The 17226-nt window shown below is 63.9% G+C and carries 13 protein-coding genes; 9 read left to right on the forward strand and 4 right to left on the reverse strand.

Annotation, left to right across the window (positions count from 1 at the left end):
- Nucleotides 1–35: 35 nt before the first annotated feature.
- The 3 genes from hemH to FKM97_RS18610 form a co-directional block, all read right to left on the reverse strand.
- Nucleotides 36–1106: a ferrochelatase gene (hemH, locus tag FKM97_RS18600; RefSeq protein WP_170241009.1), complete on the reverse strand. Its 1071-nt coding sequence runs from the start codon at nucleotides 1104–1106 to the stop codon at nucleotides 36–38.
- A 102-nt stretch (nucleotides 1107–1208) separates the two neighbouring features.
- Complete coding sequence (locus tag FKM97_RS18605) at nucleotides 1209–2354, reverse strand: FecR family protein (protein ID WP_144293927.1); 1146 nt, start codon at nucleotides 2352–2354, stop codon at nucleotides 1209–1211.
- 13 nt (nucleotides 2355–2367) lie between these two features.
- Nucleotides 2368–3651, reverse strand: a complete 1284-nt coding sequence (locus FKM97_RS18610) for a surface lipoprotein assembly modifier (protein ID WP_170240993.1) — start codon at nucleotides 3649–3651, stop codon at nucleotides 2368–2370.
- A gap of 215 nt (nucleotides 3652–3866) precedes the next feature.
- Between FKM97_RS18610 and FKM97_RS18615 the strand changes: the two genes are divergently transcribed.
- The gene (locus tag FKM97_RS18615; RefSeq protein WP_170240994.1) at nucleotides 3867–6023 is read left to right on the forward strand and encodes a CHASE2 domain-containing protein; all 2157 of its coding nucleotides are present in this window, start codon (nucleotides 3867–3869) and stop codon (nucleotides 6021–6023) included.
- Here the strand turns inward: FKM97_RS18615 and FKM97_RS18620 are convergent, their stop codons facing one another.
- Nucleotides 6024–6443, reverse strand: coding sequence for an NUDIX domain-containing protein (locus tag FKM97_RS18620; RefSeq protein ID WP_144293930.1), 420 nt, complete (start codon nucleotides 6441–6443; stop codon nucleotides 6024–6026).
- A gap of 226 nt (nucleotides 6444–6669) precedes the next feature.
- Between FKM97_RS18620 and FKM97_RS18625 the strand changes: the two genes are divergently transcribed.
- The 8 genes from FKM97_RS18625 (at nucleotide 6670) to FKM97_RS26375 (ending at nucleotide 17216) form a co-directional block, all read left to right on the forward strand.
- Nucleotides 6670–8490, forward strand: a complete 1821-nt coding sequence (locus FKM97_RS18625) for a sensor histidine kinase (RefSeq protein WP_144293931.1) — start codon at nucleotides 6670–6672, stop codon at nucleotides 8488–8490.
- A gap of 65 nt (nucleotides 8491–8555) precedes the next feature.
- Entirely contained in the window at nucleotides 8556–9350 is a 795-nt protein-coding gene (locus tag FKM97_RS18630) for an N-formylglutamate amidohydrolase (RefSeq protein WP_144293932.1), read from the forward strand.
- A 53-nt stretch (nucleotides 9351–9403) separates the two neighbouring features.
- Nucleotides 9404–10897: an amino acid permease gene (locus FKM97_RS18635; RefSeq protein WP_144293933.1), complete on the forward strand. Its 1494-nt coding sequence runs from the start codon at nucleotides 9404–9406 to the stop codon at nucleotides 10895–10897.
- A 136-nt stretch (nucleotides 10898–11033) separates the two neighbouring features.
- A complete protein-coding gene (locus FKM97_RS18640) occupies nucleotides 11034–12404 on the forward strand; it encodes a glutamine synthetase family protein (protein ID WP_144293934.1) in 1371 nt (456 codons plus the stop codon).
- An 11-nt stretch (nucleotides 12405–12415) separates the two neighbouring features.
- The gene (locus tag FKM97_RS18645; protein WP_144293935.1) at nucleotides 12416–13816 is read left to right on the forward strand and encodes an aldehyde dehydrogenase family protein; all 1401 of its coding nucleotides are present in this window, start codon (nucleotides 12416–12418) and stop codon (nucleotides 13814–13816) included.
- A gap of 101 nt (nucleotides 13817–13917) precedes the next feature.
- On the forward strand, nucleotides 13918–15081 hold the full coding sequence (locus FKM97_RS18650) for an iron-containing alcohol dehydrogenase (protein ID WP_144293936.1): 1164 nt from the start codon (nucleotides 13918–13920) through the stop codon (nucleotides 15079–15081).
- A gap of 91 nt (nucleotides 15082–15172) precedes the next feature.
- Nucleotides 15173–16066 carry a MurR/RpiR family transcriptional regulator gene (locus tag FKM97_RS18655; protein WP_144293937.1) on the forward strand — a complete coding sequence of 298 codons (894 nt, stop codon included), beginning with the start codon at nucleotides 15173–15175 and terminating at the stop codon, nucleotides 16064–16066.
- 514 nt (nucleotides 16067–16580) lie between these two features.
- Complete coding sequence (locus tag FKM97_RS26375) at nucleotides 16581–17216, forward strand: hypothetical protein (protein WP_170240995.1); 636 nt, start codon at nucleotides 16581–16583, stop codon at nucleotides 17214–17216.
- Nucleotides 17217–17226 lie beyond the last annotated feature (10 nt).

Raw genomic sequence — 17226 nt, forward strand, 5'->3', positions numbered from 1 at the left:
ATTCGGGGAAATAAAGCGCCGGCGAAGATTGGCCCCTACCGCCAGCCCTGCAGCTCGTCCTCGATGATGGTGGTCAGCATGTCGACGGACAGCTCGCTGTCGTTCAGGCAGGGGACGACGGAGAATTTCTCGCCGCCGGCGGCATGGAACATTTCGGCGACGCCGATCGCGATCTCTTCCAGGGTCTCGACGCAGTCGGCGGCAAAGCCCGGCGTGATGACGACGATGTTCTTCACCCCCTGCCCCGGCAGAGCTTCGATGGTATCGGCCGTATAGGGCTTCAGCCATTCGGCACGACCAAAACGGGACTGAAACGTCAGCTGCAGGTCGCCCGCCTCCCAGCCCAGACGCTCGCGCAGCAGGCGCGTGGTCTTGTGGCAATGGCAGTGATAGGGGTCGCCCTTGGTGAGATAGTCTTCAGGCAAGCCATGATAGGAGGCGATCACCCGGTCGGGCTTCCAATCGAGCTCGGCGAGATGGCCCTGCAGCGAGCGCGCCAGGGCATCGATATAGGCCGGGTGGTCGAAATAGGCCGGAACCGTGCGCACAGCCGGTTGCCAGCGCATCGTTTTCAAGGCGTCGAAGGCCTTGTCCTGCACCGTTGCCGTCGTGGCTGCCGAATATTGCGGGTAGAGCGGGAAGATCAGCACCCGATCGCAGCCCTGGGAGACCAGCGCCTCCAGGCGCTCGGCGATGGGCGGCAGGCCATATCGCATGGCCCAGTCCACCACCACCCCCGGCATAGCCTCCAGCCGAGCCGAGATCCGTTCCGCCTGGGCCCGCGTGACGGTCTTCAGCGGGCTCTCGTTGCGCTCCCGGTTCCAGATCTTGTCATAGGCATGCCCGCTCTTGCTCGGTCGCGTCGTCAAGACGAACGCGTTGAGGATCACTTTCCAGAGGATCGGGTTCACCTCGATGACGCGGCGATCGGACAGAAATTCATTCAAATAGCGGCGCATCGGCCAATAGGAGGTCGCTTCCGGGGTCCCCAGATTGACGATCAGGACGCCGATTTTGCCGACCGCCACTTTCGGGTGGCCGGCCGGCCTGGGCCCTTCGGAAGACAAGGGCGCGGAGAGGTTTGCTGGTTCAGTGGCGGTGAGCATAAGGCGCATTAATGACGCGTCCGCCGCAAACGCAAGAGGCGTTCTAGACTAGAACGCCTCAAAGTCGCGTTTTTCCGCGCCGGCCCGCAAGCCGGCCGCGTCTCAATTGCAGTAGGGCTGACAGTCCGGCGGAGGCTCCTCGCCGCCGCCGCCATAGGGGTCGCCACCCCCACCATAAGGATCTCCACCGCCCCCATAGGGTTCATCAGGGAACAAGTTGTCGATCACGAAGGGCCCGTCGAACGGCCCGAAGTCCGGTCGTTCGACAAAGACGGGCTCCGAAGGCCCACCGCCACCGCCGCCGCCGCCGCCGCCGCCACCACCGCCACCACCGCCATAGGGCTCGCCGGGAATATTGCTGTCCTCGATCGCATCGTCACGCTCGAGCTCCAGCGGGTCCGTACCGGGTGCCGGCTGGTTGAAGAGGTTCTGGTCGCTCAGCGCACCACCCGTCTGGGTCACGTCAGAGGGGTTGATGCCGCGACCCTGGGGTGCGGAGCGCAGCCAGGTGTCGAAATAAGCCAAGGCGTTGGCATCGAGCCGGAACGGGCCCAAGGGAGTCGCCCCCTCATAAGGCACGCAGACAGCATAGCCCGGCTCGGAGATCTGTACGCTGCGGCCACCCCCGGTGATGATGATGCGGCCCTGCTTGTCGAAGGAGTTGCGACCCCGGCCAGGGCCGCGAAGGGCGACGAGACTGGCGCTTGCAGGATCGAAACGCAGGCCGCTGCCGACGCCGGAGGCTTTGCAGATCGCCACGGCGTCCGGGCCAACAGCGACCTCACCCATGGTGCCGCGGATTCCGATCGTGGAGGCCGGCGTCCGCAGGGATACGGAGGAGGGATTGGCCGTGCCGATCTTTCCCGTCATGAAGCGGAAGGCGCCCTTGGCGATCGATGCCGCCACCTTGCCGGAGCCGGCATTGGGATCATAGACGAACTCGTCTATGGTCAAGTTGCAATTCTGGCCCACGGTGAAGACCGTCTCGTCCAGCAGCAGGATCTGCAGGGCGGATTGCTTCTCAGTTTGCACTGCGTCGCCGCGGAAGACGTTCTCCTTGACCTGGGCCTTGCGCTTGTTGGCGGCCTCGGCACCGGTCACATAGACCTGTCCTCTCACCGCCGCGTTGACACCCACACGATTTGTTTGGGCATAGGCATCCATGGCCTGACCGGAGACCGTGGTGAGCAGCAGGCCCAGAGCAAGGGCGGTTCCCGCTGCGTTTGGTGCGCTAAATGTACGGTTCATCTTGCCTGTCTCCTCAAAACGCGAAGCGCTTGGTGAACAGGCCTTCGACCGTCCAATTGTCGAAGTCCAAGTTCGGAATGTTCGAGTCCTGATAGGTGTAGGATCCCGAAAGCTGGAAATTCAGATCGCCCAGGGTGGGCGGCAGTTCAGCCGTGAACAGATCGGCGACCGTCTGCAGCGGGGTGCCATAGGCCAGCCTCGCCTTGAGGCGGAAATCCTCCCGGGTGATGGTTGACGAGTACCGTGGATCGGGCGCGTCGTAGTCCAGGTTCCAGATGTAGAGCTGGGACAGGAGATAGGTGCCCTTCCCGAGCAGCGTCAGGTTCGAGGCCCGGCCCCAGACGCCCTCATAGGCGAAGCTCGCATCCTCGGCGTCCTTGTTGACGTAATAGGCTTCCAGAGTGAACGTGTTCCACTGGACGGGACGCCAGATGAAGCCGCCGCCCGCATCGACCCGCGCGCCATCGCGCTCGCTGCCGACGCTCGAGATCGAAATCTTGTGGTAGTCCTGCTGAACCGCGTCCACCGACGTCAGAAATGTGAAATGCGGGTTCAGGGCGAAGGTCACATCCAAGCCGCCGCCATATTCGTCGAGATAGTGGTCGCTGTCCAAGGTCAGGCCCGTGTAAATGCCTTTCGGCGTCACGGCGACCGGACCAAAGAAGAAGGTTCCGCCGGCTTCGACGCGACCGGAAATATAGTCCTGCTTGTCGACATTGAACTGCTCGTTCAACCAACCGCGGGTGTCGAGGAACAAGAAGTCGCCATTGCCGGTGCCCAGCGATTGCTCCAGGCGGACCTTTCCAGTCGTGTAGAAGGCGCCGTCGCCTTCCTTGCTGATGTCATTGTTCACCGGCACGTCCTCATTGAGGATCGTCCCGTTATCCGGCGACAGGTTGGGGTTGCTGTCATAACGCGCGCCGAAGGAAAAATCGCCATAGACCCGGGTCATGGCATTGCGCGTGTCGGCAAGGCTGATGTAGCGCTCGACTTCGTTCCGCTGCGATGGGGACAATTCCCGCATGCGCAGAATGTTCAGCTCACGCAATGCGCCGTCCATGTCGTCGAGGCGATAGAGGACCATCGCATAGAACAGGCGGACCGAGTCCCATTCCGGCTCGAGCAGAAGAAGTCGCTCAAGGCTGCCCGCGGATTGCTGCAGATTCCCTTTTGCTGCCTCCTGCCTGGCATAGGCAAAGGACAATTCGAGATTGTCTGGTGAATTCAGGATCTGTTCGTACGAAATCTCCTGGGCGCTGGCTGACGCATTGCTCCACAATGCAGCAGCGCACGCCATTATGACCCCCGTCGCTTTCGCGAGGTGAGCTTTAGCAAGCATTTATAGGGTTCTCCCCATAACGGCGCCCCCAAACTCAACGCCGAAACGCCGTGCAGTCTAGTGCGCGATCGAGTAGTAAGCCACCATTATCCTCTAACACTCATGTCTAATCACTCCCTATGGCGGCACAAAAGCCACAATCCAGGACTCGGTGGGCCCGCTTGGCGGGGGTCTTGGCACTTGCGCTTGTTCTATTGTTGGCCGTGACTCGGCCCGCCCTCATCGACACTCTGGCCTGGAACCTTTTCGACACATATCAACAGTTAAAGCCGCGCGGAGACTTCGATTCTCCTATCAGAATCATCGACATCGACGAGGAGAGCCTGCAGCGGCTCGGACAGTGGCCGTGGGGCCGGGACCAGGTCGCAAGCATCGTGGAACGGCTTAGCGAAGCCGGGGCTGCGGCCATCGTCTTCGATATCGTCTTCGCCGAACCCGACCGGACCTCTCCTGAACGGGTTTTGCAGCGCCTGAAGCAGACAAGGCCCGATCTCGACATCGCACTTCCCACTGCCCTGCCCGACAATGATCAGATTCTCGAGGCAGCCTTCGCGAAGGGCCCCGTCGTGGCCGGCATGATCCTGTCGGGCCAGAAGAACAGCAAAGAGCCCGTGGCGAAGGCCGGCTTCGCCTTTGCCGGCAGCGACCCCTCCAGCTATCTGCCCGACTATAGCGGCGCGATCACCAATATCGGTGCCCTCGAGAATGCCGCTTCCGGCGTCGGCTTCGTCAATTATCGCCCGACCCGCGATCGGGTGATCCGCACCGCTCCGTTGATCGGACGCAAGGGTGATCAGCTCTATCCCTCCCTCGCCGCCGAGGCGCTGCGGGTCGCGCAAGGCGCCAGCACCATTCAGGTCCGGTCCACCGGCGCCAGCGGCGAGACCCAGATCGGGGATGATGCCGGTGTCGTCGCCGTCAAGATCGGCGAGTTCACCGTCCCGACCACGGCCGAGGGCGAGATGTGGATTCATTTCACCAATGGGCCGGACCGAAATGTTCTCCCCGCCTGGGAGGTCGCCCAGAACGACGTCAACATGGAGAGCCTGCGGTCGCTCATCGAGGGTCATATCGTGCTCATCGGCACCAGCGCGGCCGGTCTCCTGGACATCGTCGCGACGCCCCTCTCCGCCTCGGTCCCCGGCGTCTTCGTCCAGGCCGAGATCATCGATCAGATCCTCGACGGCGCCTTCCTGGTGCGGCCCGACTGGGCGCCGGGGGCGGAGCAATTCATCTCGCTGATCATCGGCCTCCTGCTGATCCTGTTCCTGCCACGGCACGGGCCGGGCTGGGGCGCGTTGATCGGAGCCACCGCCATCGCCCTGGTCATGATCTCGTCCTGGCTCGCCTTTTCCCAGTACAATCTGCTGCTGTCTCCGGTTTATGCGGCCCTCTGCGTGGTGGCGGTCTATATCGCCACGACGGGTGTCTTGTTCCTGGCGACGGAAAAGGAACGGCAGAGCATCCGCTCCGCCTTCGGCCTCTATCTGGCGCCAGCGCTGGTGAAACGGCTTGCGGAGGAGCCGGACCAGTTGAAGCTTGGCGGCGAGGACCGCGAGCTCACCATCATGTTTTCCGACATCCGTGGATTCACCACCCTGTCCGAAGGCCTCAAGCCGCAGGAGCTCACCAGCCTCATCAATGATTTCCTCACCCCGATGAGCGACGAGTTGCTGGCGGGGGGCGCCACGATCGACAAGTATATCGGCGATGCCATCATGGCCTTCTGGAATGCGCCGCTGCCCACGGATCAGCATGCGTCGCATGCCTGCCGCACCGTGTTGCGCATGATCGACCGGCTGGACGAGGTCCGGGCGAAGATCGGCCGGCCGCTTGACATCGGAATCGGGCTCAATACCGGTGTCTGCTGCGTCGGCAATCTGGGCTCGGCGCAGCGCTTCAACTATTCCGCCATCGGCGACTGCGTGAACCTCGCCTCGCGCATCGAGAGCCTCACCAAGCGCTACGGCGTTTCGGTGCTGGTGGGTCAATCGACCGCCCAGGATGCGACGGATCACGCCTTCTTCGAGGCCGATCAGGTGCGGGTCATGGGCAAGACCGAGCCGGTGCGGATCCACGCCCTGCTGGGCGGGCCGGAGATGAAGGCCGATCCCGGCTTCGGGAAAGCCTTCGCCGCCAATGAGGCGATGCTCGCAGAATTCCGAGCGGGACGATGGGCGGAGGCCGACCGGCTCCTGAGCGAGCTGGAGCTGGCCGCCGCCGCCTTGCCCGTGCAGAGCCTGATCAAGATCTATCGCGATCGCATCAGCCGGTTCCGGGTCGATCCGCCGGCCGCCTGGGACGGCACGATCGACATGGACAGCAAGTAGCTAGCGGTTCTGCTTGTCCAGCATCGCCCAAGCATCCGCCAATATGCGGGCGTGATCGAAAGCCAGGGTCAATCCGCGCCAGTCCGCGATCAGTTCAACGGAGGCGGCGTCGTCGCCGGCCTTCGGCTGCTGGCTGCCGATGCGGGTCAAATAGGCGGCGCTGGCCGTATGAAACCGGGGATCGCGATTGGGATCGGAGTAGATCCCGATCAGCGACAGCTCTCCGGCTTCGAGACCCGTCTCCTCCTTCAGCTCCCGCCGGCAGCCCTCCTCCGCCGTCTCGCCGACGTCCACGAAACCGCCGGGAAGGGCATATCCGCCCTTGAAGGGATCGGTGCCGCGACGGATCAGAACCACTCTCAAATCGTCATCCACGGCCACACAGTCCGCTGTCAGCAAGGGTGTTACTGGTTTGCTCATCAGTTCTCCTCTTGGTCAACTCGATTGACGGCGGCCCGGTCCCACGCTCATCCTGCGTCAACAGACCGGTCGCACCGGAGATGTGCCTTACACGCTCCGGCCAATGAAGTCTTAACCACCGAGAACGACTTTCGGCTGCGTTTACGCACGTTGAATTCGCAAGGCGTTAAGGTCCTCGCCTGGCTCCGGCAGCGGAGCAAGGGCGGCCTCCGCATGGACAGACGGTATGACGTTGAGCTCGCATATGCCCGCAGAACCCAATGCGAACCAGAACGACCCGTCGCTGGAAGCCAGTCGAGCCAACAGGCCGCTCAAGGCCCCGGTCATCGATCACGGCCTGATTCGCCGCGACCAGATCAATGCGATCGCGCGGCTCACGCCGTGGAGCATGGCGTCCAACGTGCTTTGCTCCGGCATCTTCGTCGTCGCCACCTGGGGATATTTTCCGCAGCAGACCCTGCTGCTCTGGCTGGTCGCGGTCTGGGGCATGTCGGGGCTCATGCTGTGGTCCTGGGCACGACGGCGCAATGCGCTGCCGGCCACGGCCTCACGTGCGGCAGTGAGCCGGACACTCCGCTATGCCTTTCTGCTCGGCCTGCCCTGGGGCGCCCTGGCGACCTTCATGTTCGGATCGAGCCCCCTCGAGATCCAGTTGTTGATCGCCGCCCTGGCCACGGGCATGGCCTTCAGCGGCGGCTATGCGTTGGCCGCCATCCCCACCGCGGCGCTCACCTACACCCTCACCATCCTCGCGCCGCTCATGGTGCAGTGCCTCCTGCATCCCTCCGTGCATCTTTTCGCCCTGGGCGCCATCACGCTCATCTATGGCACGGCCTTCACCGCCAGCATCCTTTCGCAGGCGCGACTCACCGTGTCCCGGGCCATCGACAATCAGGCTGTCGCGCATCAAAACCATTTCCTCTGGCTGCTCCTCCATGATTTCGAGCGAAACGCCCATGACTGGCTGTGGGAAACAGACGTCTCGGGACGCCTCAATTATTGCTCGGACCGTCTGCCCGCCATGCTGGGTCGGGAACGGGCCAACCTGCTCGGCCTGCCCTTGGCCTCGCTCGCCAATGGGGTTCCGGATCCGGGCTGGACCCTGCTGGCGGAGCGCATGGCTGCCCTGGAGCCGTTCAACGACGTGAACGTCCCGGTGAAGATCGACAATGAAGTGCGGTGGTGGGCGCTCACGGCCCGGCCCGCTTTCGGCGAGGAAGGCGAATATTTCGGTTATCGCGGCGTCGGCACGGACGTCTCGGCCCTGCGGCGCGCGGAAGAGATGCGGCTTGCGAAGGAGGAGGCGGAGCGTGCCTATGTGGCGAAGTCGCGGTTCCTCGCCATCATGAGCCACGAGCTCAGGACACCGCTGAACGCCATCATCGGATTTTCCGATCTCATCGCCCGGGAGACCTTCGGCCCGATCGGCGAACCGCGGTATCTCGAATATGCGCGCGATGTTCAGGAAAACAGCCAGCACCTCCTGGGGATCATCAACGATGTGCTGCAAATGGCCCGGGCCGAGAACGGCCTCATCCAACTCGATGAGGAGAAATTCGCCGTCCAGCAGCTCCTCGAGGCCATCCCCCGGCTGCTCAACGCCGCCGCCGCCTCGGGCAGGGTCAAGATCGAGATCGTCCCCTGCCCCCGGACCCTCACCCTGACGGCGGATTACCGGCTGCTCAAGCAGATCCTGGTGAACCTGGTCTCCAACGCCATCAAGTTCACACCCCCTGGCGGGGTGATCACCGTGACATGCAAAGCGGGAGAGAATGGCAGCCTGCTGCTCTCCGTGAAGGACACAGGCATCGGCGTTTCAGCGAAGGATCTCGAGCACATCTTCGAGCCCTTCCATCAGCTCGACGATCAATTGCAACGCCGCCGCGGCGGGGTCGGCCTGGGGCTGTCCATTGCGCGCCAGTTCGCACGCGCCCATGGCGGCGACATCGTTTTCGAAAGCGTGCCCGGCCAGGGTTCGACCGCCACTCTCGTCCTGCCGTCAGGCCGAAGCAGCTCGACGGTCAGCGAGCCCGACACGATCCTGTAACAATATTGACAACCTTACAGGCCTCTGGAATTATTCTCACAATATTGGGAATTTCAGAGGTCAGAATGGCGGAGAGCCTGCTCGAGGGCGAGGACGGCCCAGTTGTGGTTGTGAACCGAGACGGAGCGTCGCCCTTCGTCCTGGTCTGCGAACATGCCGGCAACCGCATCCCCAAAGCGCTTGGTCGTCTCGGCCTCGCCGACGCCGATCTCTCCGCTCATATCGCCTGGGACATCGGCGCCGAGCCCATGGCCCGGCTCATGGCGGAGGCGCTGGATGCGCCGCTGCTGCTGCAGCTCTATTCCCGACTCGTGATCGACTGCAACCGGCCGCCGGACAGTCCGGAAGCCATGTGCGAGGTGAGCGAGCTCACACCGATTCCCGGCAATCGCGACCTGACTGCAGATCAGCGGCGGGCGCGGATCGACGCCGTGTTCACGCCCTTCCACGATGCGGTCGCGCGGCTGCTCGACGAGAGGGCGGCACAGGGTCGGGAAAGCATTCTCGTCACGCTCCATTCCTTCACGCCGATCTACAAAGGCTTTCAGCGGCCCTGGCATGTGGGCGCGCAGTACAATCGGGCACCGGAGCTGTCGCACACGATCAACGCTCTGCTCGCGGCGGATCCGACCCTGGTCATCGGCGACAATGTTCCCTATCCGGTCAATGACGCGACCCATTACACAATCCCGGTGCATGGAGAGCAGCGAGGCATTGCGCATTCGATGATTGAGGTTCGTAATGACCTCATCACGCATCCCGCGGGGCAGGCGGTGTGGGCCGACAAGCTCGGTCGAGTGCTCACGGAGGCGCGGTCAAGAATGAACCATAAAGAACCGAGAACGGGCGGGGGCGACTAGGACGAAGCTCGCCGTCGGCGCGGGGCCGACATTCGAGGGATTGGGGACTGCACATGTCGCATGACCACAGTGGAGTCGAGTATAGACGGGTTGGGGCCGAGTATTTCGAGAAGCGCCATCTGCAACGCTATGCAGGGGTCTGGTCTCTGTGGGCGCTCGGGGTGGGTGCCGTGATTTCGGGTCACTTCTCGGGGTGGAATTTCGGCTTCGGCACCGGCGGATGGGGCGGCCTTCTGGTCGCCGGTATCATCATCGCCATCATGTATCTGGGACTCGTTTTCTGCATCGCCGAGATGTCCCCGGCGCTGCCGCATACGGGGGCTGCCTATTCCTTCGCCCGCACCGCCATGGGACCTTGGGGCGGCTTCATCACCGGTCTTTGTGAGAACGTCGAATATGTCATCACACCGGCGGTGATCGTCACCTTCATCGCCGCCTATGTGAACTCGATCTTCGGCTTCGATCCCGTCTATTCGCCAATCCTCTGGATCGTGTTCTACGGCATCTTCCTGGTGCTCAACATCTATGGCGTGGCCTTGTCCTTCAGGGTGACCCTGGTGGTGACGCTGCTGTCGCTGGCCGTGCTGGTGTTCTTCTGGATCAGCGCAATTCCCAGCATGGACTTCACCCGCTGGGCCCTTAATGTGGCGCCCGACGGCACCGAGCTTCCTGAGGGCAACGGACCCTATTTCCCCTTCGGACTCTCAGGCATCCTTGCCTCGCTGCCTTTCGCGGTGTGGCTCTTCCTGGCGATCGAGCAACTGCCGCTGGCGGCGGAGGAATCGGTCGATCCGAAGCACGACATGCCGCGCGGCATCATCCTGGGCATGATCACGCTCATGATCTCGGCCTTCATGATCGTGCTCCTGAACCCGTCCGTGCCGGGCGTGGGAACCTTCAAACTCGGCTCCTCGCTCGAGCCGCTGCTTGACGGCTTCAGAGCCGTCTATGGCGATGTCGGCCTCGTGGTGCTCGGACTCCTGGCCCTCACCGGCCTGATTTCGAGCTTCCATACGATCCTGTTCGCGCAAGGACGGCAGATCTACTCGCTGTCCCGCGCCGGATACTTCCCCACCAAGCTGTCGGAAACGCACCATCAGTATCACACGCCGCATCTCGCCATGATTGTGGGCTCGATCGTCGGTCTCATCATCATGCTGACCATCTGGTTTGCGCTCGGTGCGGATGAAGGCGGGGCGGCGATCGGCTCCATCCTTCTGAACATGGCCGTGTTCGGCGCCATGTGCTCCTACATCCTGCAGGCGGTGTCGTTCATCCTCCTGCGCAAGAACCAGCCCGATATCGAACGTCCATTCCGGAGCCCCTTCGGTAATCCCGGTGCCATCGTGACCATCCTCATCGCGATCGTCACGATCGGCTACCAGATCCAGGACCCGAACTTCTTCAAGGGCGTATTCTGGGTCGGACTCTGGTTCCTGATCGGCATCATCTATTTCGCAGTGCATGGACGGCATAAGCTCATCCTGTCGCCGGAGGAGGAGTTCGCGCTCGAGCATGCGGAGAAGCGCCGGGCCGCGGCGGTTTGAACGCATCGAACACCATCGTCGTCCCGGACGCCGCGTAGCGAAGATCCGGGATCCAGGGGTCGCAGGGGATCAGCCCCCTGCCCTTCGAGATCCCGGGGCGCGGCCGGGATGACGGCGTTACCTAGACGGAGACATAATGGCTGCACAGCTCACCCTGGACGAACTCAAGAAAGCCGTCGCCGACGGCTCGATCGACACCGTGCTGGTCACTTTCGCGGATATGCAGGGCCGTCCCATCGGCAAGCGCTTCCAGGCGGAGTTTTTCCTGGAAAGCGGCGTGGACGAGACCCATGCCTGCAACTATCTGCTGGCCAACGACATCGATATGGAGCCGGTGCCGGGATACAAGGCGGCCAACTGGAACAAGGGATATGGCGATTTCGTGCTGAAGCCCGACCTCGCCACCCTGATGCGGGTGCCCTGGCTCGAGGGTACGGCCTCGGTCTTGTGCGACGTGCTCGACCATCACAGCCACGAGCCCGTCCCGCACAGCCCGCGCGCCATCCTGAAGGCGCAGATCGCGCGACTCGAAGCCCGCGACATGAAGGCCTTCACTGCGTCGGAGCTCGAATTCTACCTCTTCGACGAGACGTTTCGCGGCGCCCATGACAAGGGCTATCGCGGGCTGCAGACCGCCGGCTACTATATCGAGGATTACCACATCCTGCAGACCACCAAGGAGGAAGGCGTCATGCGCGCCATCCGAAAGGGGCTGCACGCGGCCGGGATCCCCGTCGAGAACTCAAAGGGCGAGTGGGGTCCGGGGCAGGAAGAGATCAATGTCCGCTATGCGGATGCGCTGACCATGGCCGATCGGCACGTGTTCCTCAAGAATGGCATCAAGGAGATCGCCTATCTGCAGGGCAAGGCCGTCACCTTCATGGCGAAATGGGATTTCGCGCTTGCCGGGTCGTCCGCCCATATCCATCAATCCCTGTGGAGCGCGGACGGCAAGACGCCGCTGTTCTACGATCACGACGATGCGCTCGGCATGTCGCCGCTGATGAAGACCTACATGGCGGGGCTGCTGAAATATGCGCCCGACATCACCTATTTCCTGGCTCCCTATGTCAACTCCTACAAGCGTTTCCAGGCGGGGACCTTCGCGCCGACGCGGTCGATCTGGAGCCGCGACAACCGCACCGCCGGCTTCCGCCTCTGCGGCGAGCATTCCAAGGCGATCCGCTGCGAATGCCGGATCGGTGGCGCAGACCTCAACCCCTATCTCGCCTTCGCGGCCATGCTGGCGGCCGGACAGGCCGGCATCGACGAGAAGCTCGAGCTCGAGAAGGATTATGTGGGGGATGCCTATGTGGGTGCGAATTTGCGCGAAATTCCCAAGACCCTGCGCGATGCCATCACTCTCCTCGACGGCTCGGCCATGCTGCGGCAGGCGTTCGGCGACGAGGTGATCGATCACTACGTGCATACGGGGAAGTGGGAACAGTTCGAGTATGACCGCCGCGTCACCGACTGGGAACTGAAGCGCGGTTTCGAACAAAGCTGAGAGGATCTACGGTGAGCGAGACTTTGAAGATCATATCGCCGGTCGACGGCAGCCTCTATGCCGAGAGGCCGACGGTCGGCGACGGCGCGGTCGAGGCCGCGTTCAAGGCGGCACGGGCCGCGCAGCAGGACTGGAAGCGACTGAGTGTCGAGGAGCGCGGCCGCTATTGCTCGGCCATGGTCGACGCCATGCTGGCGATGAGTGCGGAGATCGTCCCCGAACTCGCCTGGCAGATGGGGCGGCCCGTGCGCTACGGCGCCGGTGAATTGCGCGGCTTCGAGGAGCGGGCGCGGCATATGATCGGCATCGCCGCCGAGGCCCTGGCGCCCCTCGATCCCGGGCCGAAGGAGGGCTTCAAGCGCAGCATCAAGCGCGACCCGCTGGGCGTCGTCTTCACCATCGCGCCGTGGAACTATCCTTATCTCACCGCCGTCAATTCGATTATCCCCGCCCTGATGGCCGGCAATGCGGTGGTGCTGAAGCACGCGACGCAGACCCTGCTGGTGGGCGAGCGCTTCGCCTCGGCCTGCACGGCGGCCGGCCTGCCGGAGGGGTTGTTCAGCACTCTGGTGATGGGCCACGATGTGACGGCCAAGGCCATCGCCGGCGGCCTTCCCGACATGGTCTGCTTCACCGGCTCGGTCGCCGGCGGGCGGACCATGGAGCGGGCGGCGGTCGGGCAGTTCATGGGGCTCGGCCTGGAGCTCGGCGGCAAGGATCCGGCCTATGTCCGCCGCGACGCCGATATCGCCCATGCCGTCGAGAACCTGGTGGACGGTGCCTTCTTCAACTCGGGCCAATCCTGTTGCGGCATCGAGCGGATCTATGTGGATGCGGCCGTCTATGACGCCTTCGTCGAGGGGGCGGTCGCGTTGACGCGCGGCTATGTGCTGGGCAATCCGCTGGAGGAGGCCACGACCATCGGTCCCATGGTGAAGTCGAGTGCGGCGGATTTCGTCCGCGGTCAGATCGATGCCGCCGTGCGTTCGGGTGCGACCGCGCATGTGGACGAGGCGGCATTCGCTGCCAGCAAGGCGGGCACGCCCTACCTCGCGCCGCAGATCCTCACCGGCGTCAATCACCAGATGTCTGTGATGCGGGAGGAAAGCTTCGGCCCCGTGGTCGGCATCATGAAAGTGTCCGGCGACGATGAAGCCGTGACGCTCATGAACGACAGCGCGTTCGGGTTGACGGCGGCGATCTGGACGAGCGACGTCGCAGCCGCCGAGGCGCTGGGAGACAGGCTCGAGACCGGCACCGTGTTCATGAACCGCTGCGACTATCTCGATCCCGCGCTGGCCTGGACGGGCGTCAAGGATTCGGGCCGCGGGGTCACCCTGTCGCGGCTCGGCTACGACGCCCTTACCCGGCCAAAGTCGTTCCATCTCCGGATGAAGACGGGCTCAGCATAAAAATTGTCGTCCCGGGCTTGACCCGGGACCTCGGGCGCGCGGGATCCCGCCTCTGCGCTTTGCTCCGGCCGGGATGACAAACAGTTACACTAGAGGCACACATGACGCTCACCGCCAACTGGAACTACCCCACCACCGTCCGCTTCGGCGCCGGGCGCATCAGCGAGCTCGGCAAAGCCTGCCGCGACGCAGGGATCACGAAACCCCTGCTCGGCACGGATCCCGGGCTCGCCCGCCTGCCGATGGTCCAGGCGATCATCGACAATCTCAAGGCCGAGGGGCTCGACGTCGCCGTGTTCTCGGAGGTCAGGCCCAACCCGGTCGAGGCCAATGTGGTCGCCGGGGTCGAAGCCTATCGCCGTGGCGGCCATGACGGCGTCATCGCCCTGGGCGGCGGCTCTGGCCTCGACGTCGCCAAGACCATCGCCATGATGCAGGGACAGACCCGGCCGCTCTGGGATTTTGAGGATATCGGCGACTGGTGGACGCGTGCGAATGCGGAGGCGATCGCGCCCATCGTAGCGGTTCCGACCACGGCCGGCACCGGCTCAGAAGTCGGCCGCGCTACGGTCATCACCAATGAGGCGACCCACGAGAAGAAGATCATCTTCCATCCGAAGCTGCTGCCGCGGATCGTCATCGCCGATCCGGAGCTGACGGTCGGGCTGCCGCCAATGCTCACGGCGGCCACCGGCATGGATGCGCTCGCCCATAATCTCGAAGCCTATTGTGCGCCCGGCTACCATCCCATGGCCGCCGGCATCGCCGTCGAGGGCATGCGCCTGTGCCGGCTCTGGCTGCCGGTTGCCACGGCGGAGGGGACCAATATCGAGGCGCGAGCGAACATGCTGGCGGCGTCCTCCATGGGAGCCACCGCCTTCCAGCGCGGCCTCGGCGCGATCCATGCGCTGTCGCATCCCTTCGGCGGGCTGTACGACGCCCATCACGGCACCCTGAACGGCGTCCTCATGCCTTATGTTCTGGTGGCCAACCGGCCGAAGATCGAGGCCCTGATCGACAGCGCGGCCAGCTATCTCGGGCTGCGTGACGGGTTCCGCGGTTTCCTCGACTGGATCGTCGCCCTCCGCTCGGAGATCGGCATCCCCAACACGCTGGCGGAGATGGGGATCGACGATGGGAAGCTCGACCAGGTCGCAGAAATGGCGGTGCGCGATCCCTCGGCCGGGAGCAATCCCATCCTCTTCACCCAGGCCGAATATCGGGACATTGCCGAGAGAGCGATCAAAGGGGATCTGGGGCTGTAGGAGGCCTCTGGCAGGCTTGCCTCTTCAGTCGTCGTCCTCGGGCTCGACCTGAGGATGACGATCTCTTAAACTCGAATGGAGTGTAGCAACATTGGCGAAGCACTCTCCGTCATCCCCCGCCCCGCAGGATACCGGCACCATCGCCGAGCGCATCCGGCTCTCCTTCGAGCGGCTCACGCGGGCGGAGCGGCTGCTGGCGACGACGCTTCTTTCGAATTATCCCGTCGCCGGACTAACCAATGTCAGCGAGGTGGCGCGGGCCGCGGGGGTGAGCGCTCCCACGGTCATCCGCACCGTCCAGAAGCTCGGATTTGCGGGGTTTCCAGAATTCCAGGAAGAGCTGCGCGCCGAGCTCGCGGCGCAGCTGTCGACGCCGTTGGCCAAGCATGAGCGCTGGGCCGTCGGGGCGCCCGATACGCATATGCTCAACCGCTTCGCCGTGGCCGTGGTCGACAATCTCGAGCGGTCGCTGCAGCTTGCCGATCACCGGGAGTTCGATGCCATCGTCTCGCTGCTGGCGGACGAGACGCGGGCCATTCATGTGGCCGGCGGGCGGCTCACCCGCGTGCTCGCAGCCTATCTCGCCACCCATCTGGAGGGGATACGCCCCGCCGTCCATGCCCTGCCGAGCGCTGCCAGCCGCTGGCCGCAATGTCTCCTGCACATGGCGCCGGGGGACGTCCTGATCGTGTTCGACATCCGCCGCTACGAGCGGGACCTGGTCGAACTCGCTCAGATCGCCGCACGTCGCGAGGTCGTCGTGGTCCTGCTCACGGATCAATGGATGTCACCGATCAGCGCGGTTGCGCGGCATGCCTTGCCGCTGCGCATCGAGGCTCCTTCCAGTGCCGATTCCCTCGCCGTGCCCCTGATCCTGGTGGAGGCGCTGATCGCCGCCACGGCCGAGCGGATCTGGCCGGCCGCGTCGGCGCGCATGGCCGTGCTGGAACAGCTCTATGAGGAGACCCGCCGCTTCAGGAAATAGGCCATTGGGCCAGCTCGTTGCCCCAGAAGCCTTCATTGAACGGCTGCAGATCGACGTCGCAGAGACCGCTCCAGGCCGGGCAAATCCCGCCTTGCCCCCCAGCCCCCTCCAGGAGCTGCCGAGCCCCACGCCCCAATTCTTCCCCCAGTCCAGAACTCGGACGTCCGGCAGCGGGCCAATTGTCGAACCCGATCAAAATCTTCCCTATCAAACTCGAAAAACCATCCACCATCAGTCCGGATTTGCGCCTCGGCCCCGAGCCCTTATGGCAGGCCCTATACCTTCGAGTCATGTCCGTGATCCGACGGAAGATGGGGCAGATTGCGGCTACGTCACCCCGCTTGAATTAAAAAGTGTCCATGTGACGGGAAGCCCCAAGAAAAGGCATCTGCCGCTGCCTACATGATAGTCGACCCCGGGGAGCACCGGCGCTTCACGAAGACATGCAGGACATGTTTCTCTCCAGCCGACCCCTGCTCTCCTGAGGCCGATCAATCGGCTCAAGGAGTTTCCGATGTTCAAAGACCTGATTTCCGCCGTGGCGATTGCTGTCGTGGCCGGCGGGCTTGCTGCAAGTAGCGCAGAGGCGCATGGCGGCGGTGGTGGATTCGGCGGCGGCGGCCATATGGGCGGCGGCTTCGGTGGCGGCGGCATAAGCGGCGGCCATTTCGGCGGCGGCGGTTTCGGTGGCGGCAGCAGCTGGTCGCCGGGCGGGGGTGGACTTGGCGGCGGTGGCTTCAGCCATGGCGGCGGAGGTTTTGGTGGCGGGAGCCTCGGTGGAGGCGGTTTCAGCCATGGTGGCGGCAGCATCGGTGCTGGCGGATTCAGCCCTGGTGGCTTTGGTGGCGGCCTGGCCTCAGGCGGCCAAATCGGCCATCCTGGCGGCAGCATCGCCACGGGCCAGCCGCTGGCCACCCCAGGGAGCGATCTCGGCGGCGGCCACAGCGCGGCACATTATGGCGGCGACCACGGCCATGGCGACGGTCATCATCACGGCCATCACTTCTACGGTCCCTATTACGGTCTCGGGACCTATGGGCTCTATGACGGCTATGGCTATGGCGCCTATGACAATGACGGCTGCTATCAGCTGAGGGACTTTCACGGCCCGAAGCTCTTCGGCTGGCACCGGGTCTGGGTCTGCGGATGACTGCAGCCGC

This window comes from Rhodoligotrophos appendicifer (assembly GCF_007474605.1).
Lineage (GTDB): Bacteria > Pseudomonadota > Alphaproteobacteria > Rhizobiales > Im1 > Rhodoligotrophos > Rhodoligotrophos appendicifer.